The following is a 21,257-nucleotide window of genomic DNA, read 5'->3' as shown; positions in this document are numbered from 1 at the left end:
GATTCCAAAGATCATTTACTGATTATTTTCATTCAAAACACTCTCACCCAGCACATCGACAACAATATCCGCAAACATGCTAATTCAACAGAATATCTTAAAGACATCTCGCAAAAAGACCACTGGGCTACCAATCATACCGGGAAACACTACAACTGCAGGTATTTATCTGTCCAATTACGTAAATCTATGCTCGCACCGGCACTCTAATCACCATTTGCTTTCATTACCCAATACCGGCAATAGTGTCCCAGGGCCAATTACTATGCTTGTATTTGACACAGGTTTAGCAAGCCTCACAAGCTTGAGAAGACGGTAAAAAATGGAATTCACCTTACAAAGCCATCCAATGCTTACCTGAATCTTAACACCGCTGAATATGTGCCATATTCAGATACATGTTTTTCATTTTTATAGTAGCCAATAGCATGTGTTTGACCGGCACATTGTAATCTGCAGCTCCACCTTTCAGTTGCAGAAGTTTATGACTGTTCTATTAGGAGTCTATCGGATTAGACCCTTTCTCCCCAGCTCGGCGTTATTTTCAACAAATCAATGCTCGTAATATCAAACACATGGCTGTGCTTGATTTTTCGAAAAAAATTCTACAACCCCACAGACTCCTATTAGAGTTTTTTTCCTGTAACAAAATTAGAAAAAATCAACAGCATCTCTTTCTTTTTCATTCCGACAACCTGGCCACCTTTTACTTTTATATCTGAAGATTTATAGAGCCGGTATTCACCACTATCATCTCCGACAATAGTACCGCAAGTCATAGCCTGCTCTCTTCGCTTGAAATTGCGGCTAACGCAAAATAGCCCATCTTCAGAAACTGTCCATTTTCTATAGTTGGATTCTCCCTCATCATTAAGATACTCAAGAATTCCCATTTCGGAAAAATAGACATTAACTGGTTGATCAGGACCTCCTCTTTTATCAGCAGGCCTGCCGTTTGTGATCGTTACTGTTTTTCCTTGGAAAAGGGACGTAAGCTGAGCAGGATCGGGGAGTATATCTGCTGCATTTACAAGGTTCCCGGCAAATACAACCAGAGCAGATGAAACGATGAACAGTGTAATGTATTTCATAAAAGATCCTCCGGACATGAGTCGCTTTCTGACAAACCTACATGACAAATTTCATAGTGACAGAAAAAATGCAGAGCTATTTAATCGTGTTACGATTTACAGGAGAAATCACCAAATTACTTAATCCTCTATCAACAACCCTCTATTGTCAAATAGTATTCGATCATTCCAGAACTCCTAAAGAATCAATATGTATTTGGAATTTCTATTTGCACCGTCCCAATAGCAGACAAGCTAATTTCCAGACATACATCAAAAAAAAATCCACAGTGATTCTATTCCAAGAACCATTGTGGATTTAATACGCTGACCTGAAAAAAACGCTTAAACTTAACTTGCCTGCTGCTCCCGAATCGCTTTGAGCATCTCGCGGCCGCCATTATTAAGTATATAGTCACCAGCTTCTTTACCCATTGCTTCAGCCTCAGAAACAGAGCCCTGCATAGTCTTTTTCAAGATGGTTGAGCCGTCAAGACTTGCCAAACCAACATTCAATGTCAGCTGGTCTCCATTGAGTTTTGCCAGGCCAAAAGCAGGAATTGAACATCCACCTTCAAGTTGCTTGAGATACGCTCGTTCTGCAAGAAGGCAGGCTTCGCTTTCGCAGTTGTTCAAACATGCACGAACTCCATCACGTTTTTCAGGGCTGAGACTCGTAGCCGCTTCAATGGCAATGCAGCCCTGACCAACGGGCGGAATCAATTCGTCTTCAGAGAAGATCTTAACGATCATATCATCATATTCCATCCGCTTCACACCCGCATAGGCGAGCATCAGCGCATCACAGTCACCATCTTTCATCTTCTGGATTCTGGTCTGCAGATTTCCACGCATTTCTACAGTTTCGACATGGGGGTAAAAATGACGCATAAGCGCTACCCGGCGAACAGAAGATGTGCCTATCTTTATTTTTCGTGAAGTATCAGAAAGATCGATGGTCTTATCCTGGCTGAGGAGTACATCGTTAACCTTTTCACGCTCGGTGAATGCTATAAGCTCAAACCCCTCTGGAAGGCTGGACTGCATATCCTTTGCGCTATGAACCGCAATATCAGTCACGCCTGTTGCAAGCTGTTCTTCAAGTTCTTCAGTAAACACGCCCTTGCTTCCGATTTTGGCGATTGAGGTGTTGAGAACCTTGTCTCCAATTGTCTCCATACTGCTTATGCTGGTTGTCATCCCTGCATCTTCAAGAGCCTTGGCAACGGTGTTTGTCTGCCACATAGCCAACTTACTTTTTCGTGTTCCTATTGAAATTGCGGTCATCTTTCAATCCTTACTTCATCTGGAAAAATGTTTATTTTATCATGAGTGCTTTTATCTGGACTGGGCCTGAACCTACCATATAGACTAATGATATGAAATCTCAACTTTGTCTGAGTATTTCATAAGAAAATACTCAGAAAGCGATAATTTCACACGAACGTCTCTTAATGATAATAGATTTTAGCCTTCACTGCAGAATACCCTGCTGAAACCTCAGCAAGGCATCTGCCATACACATTAGCACCGGGTTATACCGTTTTATTCATGCGAATGTTACTCTATAACATACGATATTGTACGGGTCACCTTAATGGTTACCACACGCCGATACCGTATATAGGTTTTTTTAAGCGGACAGATGTCAATCTTCAGAGAATCATAAATTTTATCAGGACTGTCGACCCGGACATAGTTGGCCTGGTCGAGGTGGATTCAGGCTCCTACCGCTCCCGCAACATTTGTCAGGCAAAGATAATTGCTGACAAACTCGGCTACAATTATGTGGCTGAAACCAAATACAGCGACAGTTCTCTTGCCCATATGGTGCCGGTCCTCAAACAACAGTCAAATGCGCTGCTGACACGGGAGCGCATTCATGGTCACACCTTCCATTATTTCAAGGAGGGTGTAAAGCGGTTGATTATTATGACGGAACTTAAAGATGCCGTTATCTTCCTTGTGCACCTGTCACTGAAATACAGACATCGGCAGCATCAGCTTGAATACCTTCACACTCTAGTTAAACGAACTGACAAAGAAGTCATCGTTGCAGGAGACTTCAACACCTTCTTTGGAAAACGGGAGCTTAAACTGTTTCTTGCCGCCTCAAACCTGAAAAATGCCAACTTGCAGAATCTCCCGTCTCATCCAAGCCACTCCCCACAGCGGCAAATAGATTTTATTCTTCATAGCCCAGGAATCTGCCTAAATAATTTTTACATCCCCGATGTACGACTCTCGGATCATTCTCCGCTGGTGTTTGATTTCTCTTTCACAGCTCCGGGATGCACATGCTGATATCGCGGTAAGAGCACCGAAAACGTGCTCCCTTCATAGAGCGTACTTTCAACACTGACCGTGCCACCATGGCTCTCTACAATGGCTTTTACGAAATTCAGGCCCAGCCCCAGACCCTGCTGGGATCTTGAGCGGTCGCCGCGATAAAGTCTGTCCCAGATACGTCTCTGTTCCGAAGGTGAAATACCCATACCATCATCACGAAATGTTATGAGGATATTGGCTCCCGCCTCTCCTGAATTCACATCGACCATGCCTCCTTCCTTACCATACTTGATAGCATTATCCAGAAGGTTAGCCCAAACCTGCGCGATCCTTGTTTTATCGGCAAAAATGGTCAACTCGTTATCGATATGGGATGATATGGTAATTCTCCGTTCATCCGCGACATATTCATAAAGCGAGATCATCTCTTCGATGCTTTCCTTAACAGAAATAGTATCACGTTCAAGCTGCATCGTGCCGGTTTCTGCTTCTGCCACACTCATCATTATCCTGAGCATAGAGAGTACTCGTTCAGACTCCTCTAAGCAGTCGGCAAGTGACTCCCGCAATTTCTCAATATCAGAATCTTCACGAAGGCCGAACTCCGCCACAGAGCGAAGGCGCGTCATCGGTGTACGCAGATCATGAGCAACATTATCAAGAGAACCCTGCATCTCTTCTACAAGTCGCCTATTTTGAGTAATCAGACGATTTATCTGATTATACAGGTGTTGTAATTCAGCACTGCACTGATCATCCAAAAGCAGCTGCCCTTTGCCTTTCCCGACCAGCTGTTCAAGTTCATCATGTAACCGTTGAAGCGGGGATAACATTCTTTTTACACAGAGTAACGCAGCCAAACTCGAAATCCCAAACGCCAGCGCCAGAGAAAACGCGACGGCCCTGATCATAGCATGGTAGCGTTCGTATGACTCAATGCTCTCTTTGCCTGCCAGCAGTTCAACCCCATTCTCCAGACGCCTGCTTACTACTGTCCAGACAAATGTGTATTCAGGAGTCTTCCTTTTTAACCATACTTTATGGATATCACGGTCAAGATGGAGCAGTTCCTGAAAGAGATTTGTAACTATTGCATCATTTGCCAGAAGCAATTTGTCATTTCCACGACTGATTCTAACGAAAGTTAAACCATTCAGACGAGTTTTATCGCGTGAGGAGGGCGGTGCAAACTGTAGCCGTGCTGAGCTGTTTTCACGAAGGTACGTTGCAAGTAATTGCTCAGTTTCTCGTAGTTCACCTCGTTGAATCTGAGAACGCAGGCTAAAGGTCAGGATCAATGAAAGTGCAAAAATTGAAAGAAATATAAGCAGAAATATCGGCAGAGCCGATTTCCAGCGGGCAAAGGTAAAATCCGATTTACTCAGCCCGAAGTACATAGCCAACACCCCTGACGGTCTGAATCATCTTTTGTTCAAAATCCTTATCTACCTTGTTGCGCAGACGACAGACAAGAACATCAACCACGTTAGTCTGTGGATCAAAGTTATATTCATAAACCTTCTCAAGAATTGTCGTTTTCGAGAGTACAGTCCCGGAATTGCGAAGCATCAGCTCAAGCAGTGCATATTCTTTGGCAGGAAGATCAATCTTCTCTTCTCCACGCTTTACTTCGTGCTTCAACAGATCCATCTCAAGGTTTCCAGCCTGAAGTGTCATAGGCTGTGTACTTTTTTTATCGCGTCGGATAAGTGCCTGTACCCGGGCAAGCAATTCACTGAACGAAAACGGTTTGATCATGTAATCATCGCCGCCACGCTGCAATCCCTGAATACGATCATCTACAGATTGTCTGGCACTCAAGATGAGCACGGGGGTATTAACATCTGCTTTCCGCATTTCCTCAATCACCTGAAGCCCATCCATACCCGGTAACATAATATCCACTACTGCGGCATCATAGACGGTATCCAGCCCGCGTGAGAGTCCGTCCGGGCCATCGTTGCAGACATCGACAACAAAGCCTGCTTCACGCAACCCTTTCTCGATAAACCCTGCTATTTTTGTATCATCTTCTATCAACAAGATTCGCATTTTCAGTATTTCCGTATTCCTTTATACATATTCCGTAATCCCAATTATCTGCTTTCCATTCTGTTTTTTATTTAGTTGCCAGGCAGGGCAATAACAGAACAGTTCCTGCCAGTCACACCACTGCCATCCCTGCAGGCTCGGCGATATGAAAAGTAGTCGCTTGAACAGCTTGTACAAATTGTAGGAATAGTGACAGAGTGCTCTTTCACTCCACAAGTCATGAGTTGCTGCTTTGAGATCTGCCAGAAATCAAAATGGTTATCTGCCACCATATGCTCGTGAAAAGAAGGCGGCAGTTCCTGTTTAAAATTCACAAATTCGGCACAACATGGTCCAAGTGAAGGGCTTATAACAACGCGCAGTTGAGCAGGATGTGTTGAAAAAACACGTGTCATTTCAGATACAGTTTTTTCCAGCAAATTGATAACACTTCCACGCCAGCCGCTATGCACAGCACCAATTGCCTCATGCTCAGGATCGTAAAGCAAAATAGCCTGGCAATCCGCATGCTGGATAACCAGTCCCACATTGCGTTGACGTGTTATAAAGGCATCGTAATCATCTACCTCAAGATCTTCGTTAAGCGGCTCTTCAAGAATAAAAATACTGTCACCGTGAGTTTGTCTGCCGCTCAGCAGATAATCAACCCCAAGTTCTCTGCGAACACGATCACGATTTTCAATAACCAACTCAGGATTATCACCCACACCAAGCCCAATATTACAAGAAGAAAAAAGGCCTTCACTCACACCATTATGACGGTCAAACAGACCATATCGAACTGAGTCAGGAGTGTAACCACTAAAACTGCATATTGTCGTCGACTTTTCCAGAGTATTCTTCAAATGACAGGTTCCTGTTATCGTGATGAACTATTATGTAGTGCTCTCTCAACCATATGATAAAAAGGGTAAATCAAAGCACTGCTCAGGGCAACAAAAAAGGGGAGCGCTCTACAATGAGCACTCCCCTCCCTAATAACGGAACTATGTTTTTCTAACTCTATGCGGATTAGAAATATGCCTCAAAAGTCAGATAAATCTGGTCTGCACTTTCAACAGGATCCTGTCCCATAGCTTGAAGCATTGCAAGGTCATAGCTACTGCTCAGATCATATGGTTTCATGTTCCAATCACCAGAACCTGAATAATCATACTCATAATGCTGATAACCTAAACGAATAAAGGTTTTAGCATATTTAGAAATTGTCTCACCTGTTGGCAGGTCATATATCGCATAAAGTTCATAAACTTGTCCGCGAGTAGCTAACTTAGATTGATAAATCTCATCATGCCCAGGAGACATAGCCAGCCAGTACTCAGAACCATAGTTAAATTCAGCACCGAACTTCAAACCAGCATCATCCAGATCATAACGCAAGCCAGCATAGAGACTGTAACCGTTTTCGTTGTCACTGTTTGGTCCGACAAGCCCTGCACCCATTCCAGCAAAGTCACTAAACATTCCCATGCCGCCAGAATCTGGCTGAGTCTGTGAATGCCCGGCAGCTACAAAATAATTCAAGCCCTTGACCTTGTTCTTATAGACAGCAGAGGTATGCCAGATCTTGCCCAAATTATCTCGTGCCCCCATGCCACTCATTTCTCCAAAGGCTTGATTGATAATCGGATCTTGGAAGTTCGGGTAATTAATTACGTTAAACGCCATAAACGATTGGATATAAGCAAACCGGTCGCCACTTTTCATGATGTCCCAGCTTAACCCGGCAAAATCCATATCATCGATTTGGGAGACAGAATCGCTATCATCACTATCATACAACCCTGACTCAAAACCACGTCCGTAGCAGAATCGAATTCGGCTACTACCCATCATCTCGCTCCCCCAGTCCCAAGCATAGCCAACTGAAATACCATCAAAAGGCCAATCCATGAAAGCCATTGGTGTAGCCTGTCTCTCATCAAGTCCCAAACGAACCTCTGCTGGGCTTCCATCTGTAGTTGGTCTACGCCCAATGGAGAACCACATTGGAAGACCGCCAATATTGTTCCAGTTAACAAACGCCCGGTCTACGTAGAGCGCACTGCTTCCGACTGGTGTACGAGTAACATTACCATCAAATACTGGCCACATTGCTCCTGACTCATCAGTAAATGCAGACTGATTTCCCCAGGTTTTGTACATTGCCAAACGCCCTTTAAACTCAACATTTTCTGTCGCCTTCACCCGCATGTTCAAGCGTAATCTATTGGACCAAAGGGTATCATTCTCAAGGCTATTTCCACCAGCGGTATCAGCATTGTAATAGTCCAGGCGTGATCTGAAATCACCGTAAAACTTGAACCGTGAAGATTCATCCCACCCTTCTGATTTTTCATCAAGCTCTTCAAGGACCTCATCCTGCTCTTCGTTGGTCTCTTTTTGAGCAGCAACTACCGCTTTGAGTTCATTGAGTTGTCTACTCAATTCTTCAATCTTTGCTTCCAGATCTGATGTATTTGCCGATGCTACCGCCGGCAACATCATTAACCCCGCAAGGGCCACCACAGAAATCTTTTTCACCATCTACCTACCTCCTCTAATTAATTATGGTCCCTGCGCTCTCTTCCATAATGCCTTACCCGCAGAGATTCACTCCTAACCACTTTAAACAGCCAGATTATAATGCTATTCCCCCCAACAACTGCTTAAGAATAACACTATTAAACTATATTATTAATTAATTATATTATTGAATATCTTCTTATTTCCAATCTGTCAACACATTATCGTACCACAACTGTCTGGCGAGTTTGAAGTGCTACAAATGTCTTTGTTTCTTATGAAATAGCCAAAAGCATTAGAGAATTGTACAAATAGCAATATGAAAAATGAGGCATCCTTTACAATATCTTCCTGCTTATCGCTCATCCACCCGAGATGTAAATAGATTCCCGACAGAACATGTGATAGGCACTCAGTATGACCTGCGCTTGAGGTAACAACACATTTACCCACCACTCGTCTACGATCGGAAAATCTTTTTATGGAAAAACTGCCTGACTGCGGATAGAGTATCGAATCACTTCAACACAATGGACAAAACCTATGCACACGCCTTTAATTCTTACAGCTTTCGGCACAACATCAGCGGCCCGGGCAAGCTACAATCACATTGAGAAGACGATAAGAACGAGATATCCGACACGAGATATTTATTGGGGATATAGTTCACGGGTTGTCGCTCGAGAATTGAAGCGGTCAAAGGACCTGGTAATTCAACATCCTGCCGAAATATTGAAAGACCTTGTTAACGCAGGACATAAAGAAGCAACTATTCAGTCTCTTCACCTCCTTCCCGGGCATGAGTTCCACAGTCTTCATATGGAAGTCAGAAATATTTCTGCAATACGTTGCAGGATGGGTTTACCTCTGCTCGCTTCTGAGCATGATTACATCTCTATCATCGAAATGCTCAGTCCACTCATTACGAAATGTACTGATCATGCCGTCGTCGTCGTGGGGCATGGAACCCGGCACCCGGTTTGGCCTGCATATCTGGCTCTTGAGAACCTGCTGCAAAAACGATTTGGCTCCAGAGTTATGACAGGCGTTGTTGAACACTTTCCTTCGTCTGATCATGTCGTGGAGACAATCTGTAGTGCAGGATATACAAAGGTGCTGCTGATTCCGTTTTTTTTGGTGGCAGGCTTACATTATCGACGAGATATGATTGGCGAGAATGAACAGTCCTGGAAGAGTCGACTTGAAGCAAAGGGACTTGAGGTGGAATCTCTTGAAGAAGGAATTGGCATGCTTGACGGAATCGGTGACCTGGTGATACGTCATATAGAAGATGCAGAAAGTGCCAGATAAGCTTTACCGGGATCGAAAACTGCGCCCCAAGCAAAGCATACTTCTGAGCAAAAAAAGGGGCGACATTTCTACCGTCGCCCCATTCCTGTTGTTTTTTCGATGATACCGTATCAGTCGCCAGCTGTTGTTACTGGCCTGCAAAAATTTTTGCCAGATTATTATCAATTACATAAATACAGATTTCCTTAGCACCCTGACGAGAATATTTGTATTTCTTCTGGAGATTTTCGATCATGTAATTGACATCCTCCTGAATCTTCGTGTCGTAGGTCTTAAAATCGGCAGTATTAAAATCGCGAACCGCCATCCTGAAATTCTCATTTTGCAGAAACGGCTCAAGAACTTTCTCCTTGAGATTATGTACATACCGCTCATAGAGGTGACTGAACAGAGAGGTTTCGGTTATATCAAGCCCGTCCCTAATAATCTCCTGAGTAAGCGTTGAAGTTGTGTAGGCCTTCTGCACATTCATTCTAAAAGATGACGAATCCGCTTCCGCCACCAGCAGTCGAGTCTCAACCCTCCTGAAAAAGTCCTCCGTAATTTCAATACTATCTCCAGTATAGGTACAGGTTTCCCTGGTACCCAGGTCAAAACTCACTGCAAACATATAGTTCTGAATATCCCGCGAGATTGCCGCCTCATTGTAGTAATACAATGCCTCCTTAACCTCTTGTAATACTGAGTAATTATACATCCGCAGCAGTGAATCCAGAAAGCCCATTGGGAGGATATCTTTGTCCTGCTTGCAATACGCCCTGAAAAACCTGCAAAGCATTGACATATCTATGAGTTTGTCTTCATGGTGAAAGCTGGTGTAGAACTCATTGAACATACGAATGGAATCACGCCCGGATAGCCCCTTCCACCCATCTTTTTCAGATTCCGCAATGATTGATTTTCTCCGCTTTGCTGAGAATCGTTCAACATCCTGTGACTCAAGCCACTTGGGAATATGACCGGTAAATATCTCCATCTTCAGGAGTTGCAGATGCCTGTCGCAGAACAGTTCATATTTTTCCGGATCTCCAATCCACTCCAGCATCGCTTCCGATTTGGTACGTAATCGTGTTGCGATAATTACCCGGGCAAAATTGTGCAATACTCTCGGCAGGAACCCCTCGTCGATATGCTTGCCGAAACTCTCTCTATAGATCTCAACTTCTGTTTTCAGGTCGAGGATATAGGGGATTTTGATATATTCGATCCTATCGGAGAATGCCTGAAGATCAGTGAGAACCTTCCTGTCCTCAGGGTTCATAAGCGCAAAAAGCAGAGAATTCACACGTTCTTCAAGGTCTTCTACTTTATGCACACCGTCACTGATGATATTATGCAACTCCATCAATCGCTCTGTGTTATGCGATTTTATATCCATCAGCGCGTAGATACCGCTATTGGTCTTGGCGTAGCGTGAATAGAGGTAGGCAACCTGTTGTGAGCCGGCAAATAGCGAGTTAAGATTGCGTTGAATCACGTCATTGTGAATAACTGTCTGCCTGACCGGTCTGTCACCAGGGTTGAACACTGAAATGCCCTCCCCAAGTCGCCTTCTGATGGAATACGGCCTAGCGAATACAAACTCCATAATACGTTCGGGACTCTCGTATTTTTTCAATAATCCCTGATATATAGATGTACAAATAGTACATGGCTCGTCCCTGAAAACCCAATCATACTTCTTTTCGGTGAACAGCTTCCACTTGAACTCGTCATTTTCAAATACGTCGTCAAGGAACTGCCTTCGAACATCTTTTGGTATAATGAGCAGCGGGCTGTCGTGGCTTGGGCAGGGCACACTGAAGTATTCACTGACCTGCTCACCAGGCTCGACGATTCCACGTATATCGGAGGCTGCATCCTTTCTGCCATCACCTTCAAGAATGGAAGCAATTCTGTCTGTTATTGAAGATATAGACTGCGTTCCACCCGCGAAATTCTCCCGTTTAAGACGCCAGACGACTTCGTAACGTGCACCGTCAGGAGTGTTTGTATACTCTTCAAATTTTCGCAGAAGATTATTTAAAAAAGTCGATTTTCCACTTCCATGCGGTCCTTCGAAAATATAAATTTTATTCTGCTGTGCACCCACCGAAACAGAATCGACATGGCGCATCAGTCTATTTGCAAAAAGACGATCTGCAAAAAACGGTCTGTCCGATCCTTCGACAAAAAGTTGATTACAATTATAATCGAGGTAATCTATCGACTCACTGTCATGGCTATATTCATCATTACCTTCACAGATGAACGTGTTGATCATATCGACATACACCTGGTAGACATCCCGGATGTTTCGTTCGGGGTGTTTGATAACCTCCTGCAGAAAATCTGCAAACGGCATCACCGGCCTCCTGGCCCAGCCGCCCTGGTGTTTTTTTAAACTATCTAAGGCTTTGGTTAGTTCGCGCATGTAACCACCTGTGTTATCAGCTGCAGTTCTATCGTTACTCAACCAGTTCTCTGGTGAGTTTACGGTCTTTCATGATGTACCTGAAACGTTTCCAGACATATTGCCTCGGAGGTTTCTCTTCCTTGGCAGCCGCCAGTGTCCCTTCTGATTTTACAGGAATAGGCTCGGATGTGTACAAACTGACCGGAGATCCCCAGAGGAACTCAAGCCCCATCAGGGTTCCATTGACAAAATCACGAACAAGCGGCTGACCTTCAAATCTGTGATTCAAGACAAGCATACCTGTTTCATCAACATGAATTGAAACAGAGGGCGGATGATAAAGGGATTCAGCAACCATTGCTTTGTACGCACTGGCTTCGCGACTCTTGACGTAATACTGCCAGGTCATCCGTTCCTTGTTCAGCCGCTTACCTGCCACAAAGAGTTTATGTAGATCTACAAAGTCCTGATCTATAAATGAGTGGACAAACATAGAGTCTGAATAATTCTCCCTGATATAGAAGATATAGTCCCGACCTGTATTGCTGCCTGCATCATATTTTCTGCGCCTGTAACTATCTCGTAACCTATCAAATTCAAGACTGGTTTTGCCCTTATTAGCAATATCTTCAAGATAATAAAACAAACGCATACCAAGAGCATACGGATTCAGGCCAACTCGTGGCATAGAAGTGACCTTGGCATTGATAATAGCAAACTCCACCTCATGCCCCTTTATCCTGTCATCGCGCAGAAAGAGCTCTTCGTGCCAGTAGCTTGCCCAGCCTTCGTTTAATATTTTGGTGCGTATCTGCGGTTGAAAATAGAGTGACGTGGTGCGAATCACTTCCATTACAGTGGCCATCCAGCGATTTTCTTCTTTGTTCAAGAATGGTGAATTCTCAATGAGGAACTGCAGGATATCCATCTTTGCCCTGCTTGCTGAGCTCGCAACATGCTTTTTGTAAAATGCCTCAAGCTCTGGATGTTCACTCTTTACAGTCTCAAGAAACTGCGCCTCACCTTTTTCCGGATTATCACGCAGCGCACTGTTGTACCGTTCGATCTCTTTGACGTACTCGGTAATACTTTTCTTCTTCGTGCGCTGCATAAAGACATCAAAGTAATAGTCCAGCAGGCTTACCTTCTTACCGTCATCCCTACTGTAATCACCCAGCATGTCATAATATCCCACCAGGTTATCGACAGCCTTTGAGAATTCGATGATATAGTCGACCCATCGCCCATGCTCCGAACGCAGCATGGCGATCAACCGTTTATCCGAAATGCCCTTGCTGGCAAAATCGTAGTCCCATGTATGCCGAAAATAAAGGTTGTTCTGAAAGAAATCGATATGCCCGATAACATGATAGAAGATCATCACGTTCAGCCAGTCGGGATTGTTATCGTTATAAAACGAGATGGGCGGTCGGGTATTTATGACCGTCTCATACGGGTTATTCGGATACAATTCATAGCGGCCCGCTTCTTTTAACACTTCAACATCCTGTACCCAGTAATCATACAGGGTAGGAATCATGTTCTTCGGGCCAAGCTCGAGCATATCCCTGTTTGTAACGATATACTCCAGGCTCTCGTCCTGGAAGGTCAGCCCGGCATCCCGCGCGCGCTCCTTGCACCCTTCCATGATTTTTTTTGCATGTTGACTAATCAGTTCCATAGTATTTCAAATCCTGACGGGCTGTTCTTACACCCGTTTTTAGTGGATAGGATAAACATCTGACGTTCATTCGTACTACCTGTTACCTCCAACACTTTATGCAGCCCACATCCATCATGAACCTAAGAGGCCGTCCGAGGATAGGCATTGTCGCTCAGATCGAGGCAAACTCGAAAAATTACCGCAGGCATATAGTTAATATCTCGGAGTCTCGTCCCTCGCTTACCGGAGGATAACATTTCGAGTTTAACGAAGATATGAGCGGAACGGGCATTATCGGACAGCCTCCTTAATGGCTACGAGATAAGCTTCTTTATGCCATCTATTAACCGCGTCTCTGTTGAATCCTTACCCAGGACATCCAGACGCAGATGCTGCTTAAACTCTTCAAGCATGCCTGATTTTCGCAAATAGGTTTCAACTTCTGTTTTCCCGGAAATGCCGTAGCCGTTTTCTGCTATAGTCACGCCTATCCTGGCTGCATATTTGAGCATTTTCTTCATTTCAGGAATAGCTTCATCACCCCGGGTATCCCAATCGTCACCATCAGTCCCGTGGAAGATATAGATATTGTAGTCCTTCTCCAGACTCTCCTCTTCCACTATCTTGTTCACCAGCTTGTAAGCAGCAGATACCTGGGTTCCTCCGGCAACTTTTGAATTGTAATACGTGTTGAAATCCTCAACTTCTTTTGCTTCGGTATCGTGCAGAATAAACCGGGTCTCGACCTGTTTTTCATACTGAAATATAAGCCATGAGTAGATCAAAACATGCTGATTCACCACCAGTTCCGTCGGCTTTCCACTCATTGAGCCCGAATAGTCCCGAACAAAGAACACCACCGCCTGCGACTCATAATCTTTCTCTTTTGAAAGAATTCGATAGACTCGATCTCGTGGTGACATCAATAACCCTGTGGTGTCTATAGGGGCATTTTGCTTTATCCGTCCCAGTGCGATATTGGTCTGGATCACCTGCCTAAGTGTCGATTTCTTATCAAGAACCTGACCAAAACCTCTGTTTTTATCTGTGAGATCGTAGGTGTAGCGAGTAAGAGAACGTTTTTTCCCTTTATCGCGCAGATTTGGTAATTTAAATTGCTCAGTCAGCACCCGTCCAAGATCATAGGCATTAGCCTCTATTTCATGTGAGCCTGCATCACCCTGGCCTGCGCCAGTCCCTTCGCCCTTTTCCTGTCGAACAGGCTGTTCACCGATTACTTCACCTTCTTCACCTTCACCGGATCCACCTTCACCGACACCTTCGCCCTCACCTTCTCCCTCTTCATCAAGGTTGATGCGGTCGTGAATAAGCTTTTCCTCAACCGTTGAAGGGACAACGACAACCTTGTCATCCCCGTCACCGCCGGGCTTCACCATTTTGCCCACCCGTATTTTACGCGGAAAACCATCTTTTTCTCGCTGGGAGTCCTTCTCCAGCAGATAGTCGAGGGAGTGCACGGAAGTGACTGAACCGGCTTCAGGTCCAGAGTTGTTTTCAAACATCATCATGTCATTATAGCCGTACAAACTAAGCGGCCTGACAGGGTCCTGCATCTGGTGAATCAGGGTGATATCGCCACCCCCCTCCACCATCTCCAGTTCCCTCTCGATCATGCTGTCCTGCTCTGGAGTGAGCCCTTTTTTCTTATACTCTTTATATAGTTCGCGTAACTTTTTCATAATTTCATAAAGCTCTTGCGATACATAACCATCTCTAAAGCGATGGCTTATCAGTTTGGGTCGGTTTCACACATCATCAGTTTCGCCGACGTTCCTCATACCCAGCCTATCCTCTTTGTGCTAATCAGTTTTCGTCCACCTGGGTACAGAAATATTCGATAGTCTTCTGGGCACAGGTTGCACAATATCCGAGCTTATTCAGCATAGTATCTATCATACGATCATACAGTTTCTGGTTCTCTTCATTCGTCCTGTTGGCGAGAGCGCCAATAAGACTTCCGGCCCCGGCAATGTCAGACTTCAACCGCACATCGGTGACCGCCTTAACCAGTTCCAGGTTGTCCATAAAACTATAATTCGGATCAACTGAAATCTTCTGCCCATACACTTTGCGGATAGAGGTTCTGAATGAATCCTTCTGTTCCCGGGTCTTGAGTCCAAGCCGGTCTTCAACTGAATCGATGTACCGTTCATCTATCTTGATGGCCTGCAGTTCACCGGTCTGTGGATTCTTATATTTCCACATCTTGTCTGCGCCCAGATTCTCAGCATCGATTCCAATAATCATGTTCACATAATGGAAAACATCTTTGCGGATCGCCAGCGGTTCATCCATATACGCATTGAACATCTCGGTCAGGATACGTTCACGATACAGGCCACGCGCTATTTTCAGATCATCAAGGAATTTAGCACGGTCATTTGCGTCACTTACATAATCAAGGATGATTCTTTCAAGCGAGATAAACACATCATAGGCAAACATACATTTGCCCTCGTTGGTTTCGCTGCTTTCAAGCATCAGCTGCATAGTACGGCCGAGATTTCGCTGGCCGAGCCCTTTCTGACCAAATCGCTTGGTGATATCATGGTCCTGATTCAGTGAATCAATCACCTCTGATAAGGTCTTCAGACTTTTTTCACCAGCCACTTCACCTGATGCCAGTTTCATAGTCTCGATAGGCGTCAGTTTTTCAGAGCGGGGAAGACGCGTCAGGACAACAGCCGTAGACGCTGCATAATTCAGGTTTGGATCCTGATGCATTACATCGCCTGTCAGTGTGGTCTTTGACTCATTACCTATGGCGTATGCAGTGAGCTCACTCTGTAGTTTATAGTTGGTATTATGTGAAACATAACAGATACGGCACCTGTCAATAATCGGTGCTTCCTCCTTCTCAGACAGAAATCGATTAAATTCCGAGTTGTTACTGGTAGCAATAATAAGCGTATCTATCGGCCAGCGGTAACCGTCAATCTCAATTGTTCTGTTCTGGATTACTCCGAGATAGACCTGAACAAGATCCTTTTTATTCTTATAAATCTCATCGCTGAAATGGATACCACCACCTGCTACTCTTGCCAGTGCACCGCGCCTCAGATCAAAACGAAACGGGTTGTTGGTATCAGTGATATGCAGCAGTCGCTGGATAGATTCTTCACCGAGCAGATCCACAGCTGAAGATGTTATTTTATCTTTGGCAGGATATTTGCCCGTTACAGTACCAAGACTTTCCACCAGTGGAACAGGTGCAATCTCGATAAACTTTAACATATCTTCAACCTTACCTCCGGTAAACTCCCGGATCTCATTCCAGATGTAGGCTGAACAGGCACCGAGTCCCCGATAATTATCGAACCACTCCTCCAGTTTTGCAGTGGAGAGCCGATACTTCCTTTCGAGATACTGCATTGACTCTTCTTTGCTCTCATGCAGATTCATCGCCAGAACCATTGGATCTTCATAAGTCTGGGACTCAATGGTAGTGATATTGCCGTAACGGCCAAGCTTATCCAGGTTATTGAATCTGAATGTATACTTACGATTCTCAGGTATTGTCAGGAAATCTCTATACATACTACAGAGATATTCGACCAGAAATGTTTTACCATTACCCGGTTCACCAACCAGGACATAGGCCATCTCTTTTGATGATCCACCTTCAGCTGCATCTTTTACAAATGAAACAAATGAATTGATCTCATCATACATGCCGATAATATGTTTCTTGCCGTCCCGAAATATCGTGAAATCAAATGTGGACTTCCCATTTACAACGACTTTTTCAATATTCCTGTCCAGGATCATTCGACTGACACACTGAAAGGCATTCTCAAAGACCCGATCGCCTTTTTTGACTGCACTGATATGATGATGGAGTGTGTTATTCCTTTGCGCTGGCATCTTGCCCCTCCTTTGCAAGGTAGAGAGATAGAAATTCTTTGCATTCCTTGTTACTTCTCATTATCTGCACAGATTTACTTTAAATTCAAGTAGCGGTTAGGTAAAATTAATGATTGAATCAGTTATTTTCACCAGCTACTGATCAGGCCACTATACGCTCAACTTTTGGGGTCATAAAATCTTGTACGCGATTAGGTAGCCCTAAGTTTATGATAATACAGGTTTGACAATCTGCCGCATTTTTTATTGAGCATATGAACAAATTATCATTGACAGAGTTCTGTAAAGTTGGGAAATTAGCTGGACAGAAAATACGACATTGTAACAGTAGCGGTTTTCTCCACCCCCAAATATACCATTGTAGTACCGCCATAAATATACTTTTTGAGGATAAACCGAATGACAAAAAAAACGTTCCACACAGATAAGGCACCGGCTGCTCTCGGCCCCTACTCTCAAGCTGTTTCCACAGGAAATTTATTATTTATCTCTGGGCAATTACCCCTCGATGCTGCAACCGGTAAATTTGTCGAAGGTGACATTGGTGCCCGCACCCACATGATCTTAAAAAACATCAAAGCCATTGCCGAAACTGCCGGCGCTACCCTTGATGATATTGTGAAAACAACAATTTTTCTCACTGACTTAAATGATTTCCAAACTGTAAATGCAGCTTATGGTGAATATTTTCCGAATAATCCACCAGCCCGCTCAACAGTTCAGGTTGCGGCCTTGCCACTTGGCTCCAATATTGAGATTGAAGCTATTCTCAGTTTGGATTCTAACTAGTATCCATCTCTATCGAGACATAAGAAATTAATGAACTTCACCGTTAAAGACATACTGCGAATGGAAGTCACACTCGCCCTTGGTTGTACCGAGCCTGTCGCGGTTGCACTTGGTGCAGCCGCTGCTGCAAGCCTTCTCCCTAAGAAGTCATTTGATTCCATAGAAATATGGGTAGATCCAAACATCTACAAAAACGGCATGGCAGTAACCATCCCCGGTTCAGGAGGATTATGCGGAATTGATACCGCTGCAGCACTGGGTGCCTGCGGATGTGATCCTGCCCGCGGCCTTGAAGTATTGGAATGCTTAAACGAAGAATCGGTACAGCGAAGCACCGAATTATTAAAGAGAAACGTTGTTACAGTAAACCTGCGTGAAGAATCAGGTCTTTACGTCCGTTCACGTATTGTCTCAGGCGAAAATATTGCGGAATCCCTTATTACCGACCTCCATAGTAACATCGTAAGCCTTACTCTTAATGGTGAGGCGGTGACCGACTCTCCATTAATTTCCGAGCCGAATGCCAAAACAGGTAAAAATCTGATGGCTGAGCTTGAAGAGTGGTTACGTGGATTAACCCTGAAAGATATTTACGAGTTGGTTGATGAACTCGACGAGTCTGATCTTGCTTTTTTAAAGGAAGGAGTCGATCACAACCTCCGACTTGCCCAGCATGGTCTGAAATATGGCAGCGGCCTTGGTATCGGGAAAGGAATTGACCGGTTATTGAAACAGAAACTTCTGGTAAACGACATGGCCACTTCAGCCAGACGGCTCACTTCTGCTGCAGCCGACGCCAGAATGAGCGGGGCTAATCTGCCCGCCATGAGTTCTGCGGGCAGTGGAAACCATGGCCTCACAGCAATACTTCCAATCTGGGCAATTAAAGATTTTATCGATCATGATCAGGAGAATGTGCTTAAAGCAATCGGCCTCAGTCATATTATTACCGCCTATGTTAAAGCACACACAGGCAGATTGTCTGCAGTATGCGGCTGCTCAGTTGCAGCCGGAGCGGGTGCAACCGCAGGTATAACTTACCTTGTCGGTGGAGATGTTGACCATATGGCTGGTGCCATCCGAAACATTATGGAGGACCTTGCTGGAGTCATCTGTGATGGAGCAAAAGCCGGATGCGCCCTCAAACTGAACACTGCTGCCGGAGCCGCAGTTCAATCCGCATTATTTTCTCTTCAGGGAATAAACGTTAAGGATACTGACGGCATTGTCGGAACATCAACTGAAAATACTATTCGGAATATGGGCACTCTCAGCCACAAAGGAATGATTGAAACGGATAAAACCATCCTGAATATCATGCTTGAGAAAGAGAAGAACCGAAAACGTTAAATAGTACATTCCCCCTTTATCATTACCAGCCTTGAACTGATACAGGGGGAAACTGATCTGCACAACCCTGCCAATTACAAATACACTGGATATCAGTCAGATCGCTTTAATCGGAGGAGATATGTTGTCACTCCTAAACCGATAGAAACGAGCAGTATTGATATCCATACATTTTGAATTAGCCAGACACTCAACGCCATACATAACCACAAAGTAACTAGCGCACTGCGCAGAGCAGATGTGGAAATAGAACGGTCATCAAAATAGTTCTGAATAGTTTCACCGAAAACAGGATGCTCCAAAAGCCATCGCCTGAGTTTTGGTGATGACCTGTAACTGAAAAATGTCGCAAGCAATAAAAACGGTGTTGTTGGTAAAACAGGGAGGAAGGCACCAATCAGTCCAAGTGCAATACAGATGCAGGCTGCAATTTTGCTTAAAGTCTTCAGCAGTGATTCGGTCAGGACGTTCATTCAAGATTTCAATAAAGGTAAATGTGGTGTTTCACTGCATAGCAGGCAGTCTATCTTTAAATGCTACGCAGGAATCTAATACACTGCATGCAAACTTCAAGCAAGGCTGCTCTTTTTCCGTGCTTAACAAAGTACCCCACCTGCTTTATGGTTTGTCATTACCTCCGTGACAGTGACCCTTTCTCACTCACTCAGCCACAGTGTCGCACTTCAACATTTCGCCCTTCTTTCAGTTCAATTAAAATATAGACATCAACCCACTATCACATTATGTTTACCGGCAATTTGTTATAAGCGTTAACGCGTGTTTATCGGCAGGAAATGACTGTTTAGCTATAAGCGATGTTTGATTACCCAACAATCTTCTAATTTGAAGGTGGACGAATATGTATGCAGCTATCACGGGTTGGGGCAAGTGTTTACCACCCGCCATTCTTTCAAACGATGATCTTGCGACCTTTCTCGATACAAGTGATGAATGGATCACCAGTCGTACAGGAATGAAAGAGCGACGCATCTCTCACGTTGATGTTTCAGAACTCGGCTATGTCGCCGCAGCCAGAGCGTTAGCCGCAGCAGGCAAACAGCCTGAAGACGTTGAACTCATCGTATTTGGCTCCACCACGTTTGATGAATTGTGCCCCAATGGTGCCTCTAACATTCAGCGTTTACTTGGAGCTGAAAATGCCGCATGTATGGATCTTAATACTGCATGTACCAGCGGCATGTACAGCCTTACAGTTGCAACCTCAATGATTAAAAGTGGTGTAGTGAAATCCGCCATAATTATTGGTGCTGAAGTTATTTCGAAGGTGATGGACTGGTCCAACAGAGATGTCGCGGTGCTCTTTGGCGATGGTGCTGCAGCTCTGTACCTTGAGGCAAGCACAACGGCTGAGGGAGTACTGGCTGAGTCTTTAGGGTGTTTTGGTGAAGCCCGCGATATTCTTTCACTGCAGGGCTGGGGCATGAAATATGCCGATAAAAAACGAATTCTTGGTGATGTACAGTGGGCATTTGTTGGCCAGGAAATATTCAAAAAGGCAGTCAACGGAATGACAAAAGCCAGTCAGCAGACTCTGGAGAAATCCGATCTGCAACCTGAAGATATTGACCTGGTAGTTCCCCATCAAGCCAATCTGCGCATAATTGATACCCTGACGAAAAAGCTGAAAATGCCAAACGACAAGGTATTTATCAATATCGAACGATACGGCAACATGTCTGCGGCTACCGCACTTGTTGCACTTGTTGAAGCAGTAGAAGAAGGATATGTAAAGCCCGGCAACCTACTGCTTATGCCTGCTTTTGGCGGAGGGCTTACCTTGAGCGCGCATCTGGTGAAATGGGGAGAACGCACCCAACCAGTAGCGCAATCAGCAGTAGAGCTACCGGAAAACACCAAAACCGGGCTTGAAATGGTCAACGCGCTTCGTTAACCCACTCTCATTTCATATTTCCGTCAAGAATATACC

16 protein-coding genes are annotated in these 21,257 nt (G+C 44.5%); 5 read left to right on the top strand and 11 right to left on the bottom strand.

Going from position 1 to position 21,257, the window contains the following annotated elements:
- Positions 1-626: 626 nt before the first annotated feature.
- Together FCL46_RS26575 and hemC are read right to left on the bottom strand one after the other, a co-directional pair.
- Positions 627-1,091 carry a hypothetical protein gene (locus FCL46_RS26575; protein ID WP_136808638.1) on the bottom strand — a complete coding sequence of 155 codons (465 nt, stop codon included), beginning with the start codon at positions 1,089-1,091 and terminating at the stop codon, positions 627-629.
- Positions 1,092-1,421: 330 nt separating this feature from the next.
- Positions 1,422-2,357, bottom strand: coding sequence for a hydroxymethylbilane synthase (gene hemC / locus FCL46_RS26570; RefSeq protein ID WP_136808639.1), 936 nt, complete (start codon positions 2,355-2,357; stop codon positions 1,422-1,424).
- A gap of 264 nt (positions 2,358-2,621) precedes the next feature.
- Between hemC and FCL46_RS26565 the strand changes: the two genes are divergently transcribed.
- Positions 2,622-3,374: an endonuclease/exonuclease/phosphatase family protein gene (locus tag FCL46_RS26565; RefSeq protein WP_136808640.1), complete on the top strand. Its 753-nt coding sequence runs from the start codon at positions 2,622-2,624 to the stop codon at positions 3,372-3,374.
- Here the strand turns inward: FCL46_RS26565 and FCL46_RS26560 are convergent.
- The 4 genes from FCL46_RS26560 to FCL46_RS26545 all read right to left on the bottom strand — a co-directional run bounded on the left by FCL46_RS26560 (position 3,320) and on the right by FCL46_RS26545 (position 7,937).
- Entirely contained in the window at positions 3,320-4,756 is a 1,437-nt protein-coding gene (locus FCL46_RS26560; protein ID WP_136808641.1) for a sensor histidine kinase, read from the bottom strand. The genes FCL46_RS26565 and FCL46_RS26560 overlap by 55 nt on opposite strands.
- Positions 4,737-5,411 carry a winged helix-turn-helix domain-containing protein gene (locus tag FCL46_RS26555; protein ID WP_136808642.1) on the bottom strand — a complete coding sequence of 225 codons (675 nt, stop codon included), beginning with the start codon at positions 5,409-5,411 and terminating at the stop codon, positions 4,737-4,739. The genes FCL46_RS26560 and FCL46_RS26555 overlap by 20 nt, the downstream gene beginning before the upstream one ends.
- A 71-nt stretch (positions 5,412-5,482) precedes the next feature.
- On the bottom strand, positions 5,483-6,256 hold the full coding sequence (gene pgeF, locus FCL46_RS26550) for a peptidoglycan editing factor PgeF (protein WP_167505948.1): 774 nt from the start codon (positions 6,254-6,256) through the stop codon (positions 5,483-5,485).
- 166 nt (positions 6,257-6,422) lie between these two features.
- Positions 6,423-7,937: a DUF3373 family protein gene (locus tag FCL46_RS26545; RefSeq protein WP_136808644.1), complete on the bottom strand. Its 1,515-nt coding sequence runs from the start codon at positions 7,935-7,937 to the stop codon at positions 6,423-6,425.
- 522 nt (positions 7,938-8,459) lie between these two features.
- Between FCL46_RS26545 and FCL46_RS26540 the strand changes: the two genes are divergently transcribed.
- The gene (locus FCL46_RS26540) at positions 8,460-9,227 is read left to right on the top strand and encodes a sirohydrochlorin cobaltochelatase (RefSeq protein WP_136808645.1); all 768 of its coding nucleotides are present in this window, start codon (positions 8,460-8,462) and stop codon (positions 9,225-9,227) included.
- A gap of 127 nt (positions 9,228-9,354) precedes the next feature.
- On the opposite strand, the gene FCL46_RS26535 is transcribed toward FCL46_RS26540, so the two are convergent.
- The 4 genes from FCL46_RS26535 to FCL46_RS26520 form a co-directional block, all read right to left on the bottom strand.
- The gene (locus tag FCL46_RS26535) at positions 9,355-11,640 is read right to left on the bottom strand and encodes a serine protein kinase PrkA (RefSeq protein ID WP_136808807.1); all 2,286 of its coding nucleotides are present in this window, start codon (positions 11,638-11,640) and stop codon (positions 9,355-9,357) included.
- A gap of 34 nt (positions 11,641-11,674) precedes the next feature.
- A complete protein-coding gene (locus FCL46_RS26530) occupies positions 11,675-13,303 on the bottom strand; it encodes a SpoVR family protein (protein ID WP_136808646.1) in 1,629 nt (542 codons plus the stop codon).
- 296 nt (positions 13,304-13,599) lie between these two features.
- Positions 13,600-14,985: a DUF444 family protein gene (locus FCL46_RS26525; protein WP_136808647.1), complete on the bottom strand. Its 1,386-nt coding sequence runs from the start codon at positions 14,983-14,985 to the stop codon at positions 13,600-13,602.
- A gap of 124 nt (positions 14,986-15,109) precedes the next feature.
- On the bottom strand, positions 15,110-17,170 hold the full coding sequence (locus FCL46_RS26520; protein ID WP_136808648.1) for a serine protein kinase PrkA: 2,061 nt from the start codon (positions 17,168-17,170) through the stop codon (positions 15,110-15,112).
- A gap of 399 nt (positions 17,171-17,569) precedes the next feature.
- Here FCL46_RS26520 and FCL46_RS26515 point away from each other — a divergent pair, with 399 nt between their 5' ends.
- A complete protein-coding gene (locus FCL46_RS26515; RefSeq protein WP_136808649.1) occupies positions 17,570-17,959 on the top strand; it encodes a RidA family protein in 390 nt (129 codons plus the stop codon).
- Between the two features lie 30 nt (positions 17,960-17,989).
- Positions 17,990-19,309 (top strand): L-cysteine desulfidase family protein, encoded by a 1,320-nt coding sequence (locus FCL46_RS26510; protein WP_136808650.1) that lies wholly within the window; start codon positions 17,990-17,992, stop codon positions 19,307-19,309.
- Positions 19,310-19,401: 92 nt separating this feature from the next.
- On the opposite strand, the gene FCL46_RS26505 is transcribed toward FCL46_RS26510, so the two are convergent.
- Positions 19,402-19,782: a YbaN family protein gene (locus FCL46_RS26505; protein WP_136808651.1), complete on the bottom strand. Its 381-nt coding sequence runs from the start codon at positions 19,780-19,782 to the stop codon at positions 19,402-19,404.
- A 386-nt stretch (positions 19,783-20,168) separates the two neighbouring features.
- Here FCL46_RS26505 and FCL46_RS26500 point away from each other — a divergent pair, with 386 nt between their 5' ends.
- The gene (locus tag FCL46_RS26500; protein ID WP_136808652.1) at positions 20,169-21,221 is read left to right on the top strand and encodes a ketoacyl-ACP synthase III; all 1,053 of its coding nucleotides are present in this window, start codon (positions 20,169-20,171) and stop codon (positions 21,219-21,221) included.
- The last annotated feature ends 36 nt before the right edge of the window (positions 21,222-21,257 follow it).

Source organism: Desulfosediminicola flagellatus, assembly GCF_005116655.2.
In the GTDB taxonomy this organism is placed as follows: domain Bacteria; phylum Desulfobacterota; class Desulfobulbia; order Desulfobulbales; family Desulfocapsaceae; genus Desulfopila; species Desulfopila flagellata.
The sequence above is the reverse complement of the archived record's forward strand: the minus strand, read 5'-3'. Positions and strand labels throughout refer to the sequence as shown.

Bases quoted from the DNA above. Each gene is read 5' to 3' on its own strand.
- FCL46_RS26575 (WP_136808638.1), bottom strand. From the start codon at position 1,091: ATGAAATACATTACACTGTTCATCGTTTCATCTGCTCTGGTTGTATTT.
- hemC (WP_136808639.1), bottom strand. From the start codon at position 2,357: ATGACCGCAATTTCAATAGGAACACGAAAAAGTAAGTTGGCTATGTGG.
- FCL46_RS26565 (WP_136808640.1), top strand. From the start codon at position 2,622: ATGCGAATGTTACTCTATAACATACGATATTGTACGGGTCACCTTAAT.
- FCL46_RS26560 (WP_136808641.1), bottom strand. From the start codon at position 4,756: ATGTACTTCGGGCTGAGTAAATCGGATTTTACCTTTGCCCGCTGGAAA.
- FCL46_RS26555 (WP_136808642.1), bottom strand. From the start codon at position 5,411: ATGCGAATCTTGTTGATAGAAGATGATACAAAAATAGCAGGGTTTATC.
- FCL46_RS26545 (WP_136808644.1), bottom strand. From the start codon at position 7,937: ATGGTGAAAAAGATTTCTGTGGTGGCCCTTGCGGGGTTAATGATGTTG.
- FCL46_RS26540 (WP_136808645.1), top strand. From the start codon at position 8,460: ATGCACACGCCTTTAATTCTTACAGCTTTCGGCACAACATCAGCGGCC.
- FCL46_RS26535 (WP_136808807.1), bottom strand. From the start codon at position 11,640: ATGCGCGAACTAACCAAAGCCTTAGATAGTTTAAAAAAACACCAGGGC.
- FCL46_RS26530 (WP_136808646.1), bottom strand. From the start codon at position 13,303: ATGGAACTGATTAGTCAACATGCAAAAAAAATCATGGAAGGGTGCAAG.
- FCL46_RS26525 (WP_136808647.1), bottom strand. From the start codon at position 14,985: ATGAAAAAGTTACGCGAACTATATAAAGAGTATAAGAAAAAAGGGCTC.
- FCL46_RS26520 (WP_136808648.1), bottom strand. From the start codon at position 17,170: ATGCCAGCGCAAAGGAATAACACACTCCATCATCATATCAGTGCAGTC.
- FCL46_RS26515 (WP_136808649.1), top strand. From the start codon at position 17,570: ATGACAAAAAAAACGTTCCACACAGATAAGGCACCGGCTGCTCTCGGC.
- FCL46_RS26510 (WP_136808650.1), top strand. From the start codon at position 17,990: ATGAACTTCACCGTTAAAGACATACTGCGAATGGAAGTCACACTCGCC.
- FCL46_RS26505 (WP_136808651.1), bottom strand. From the start codon at position 19,782: ATGAACGTCCTGACCGAATCACTGCTGAAGACTTTAAGCAAAATTGCA.
- FCL46_RS26500 (WP_136808652.1), top strand. From the start codon at position 20,169: ATGTATGCAGCTATCACGGGTTGGGGCAAGTGTTTACCACCCGCCATT.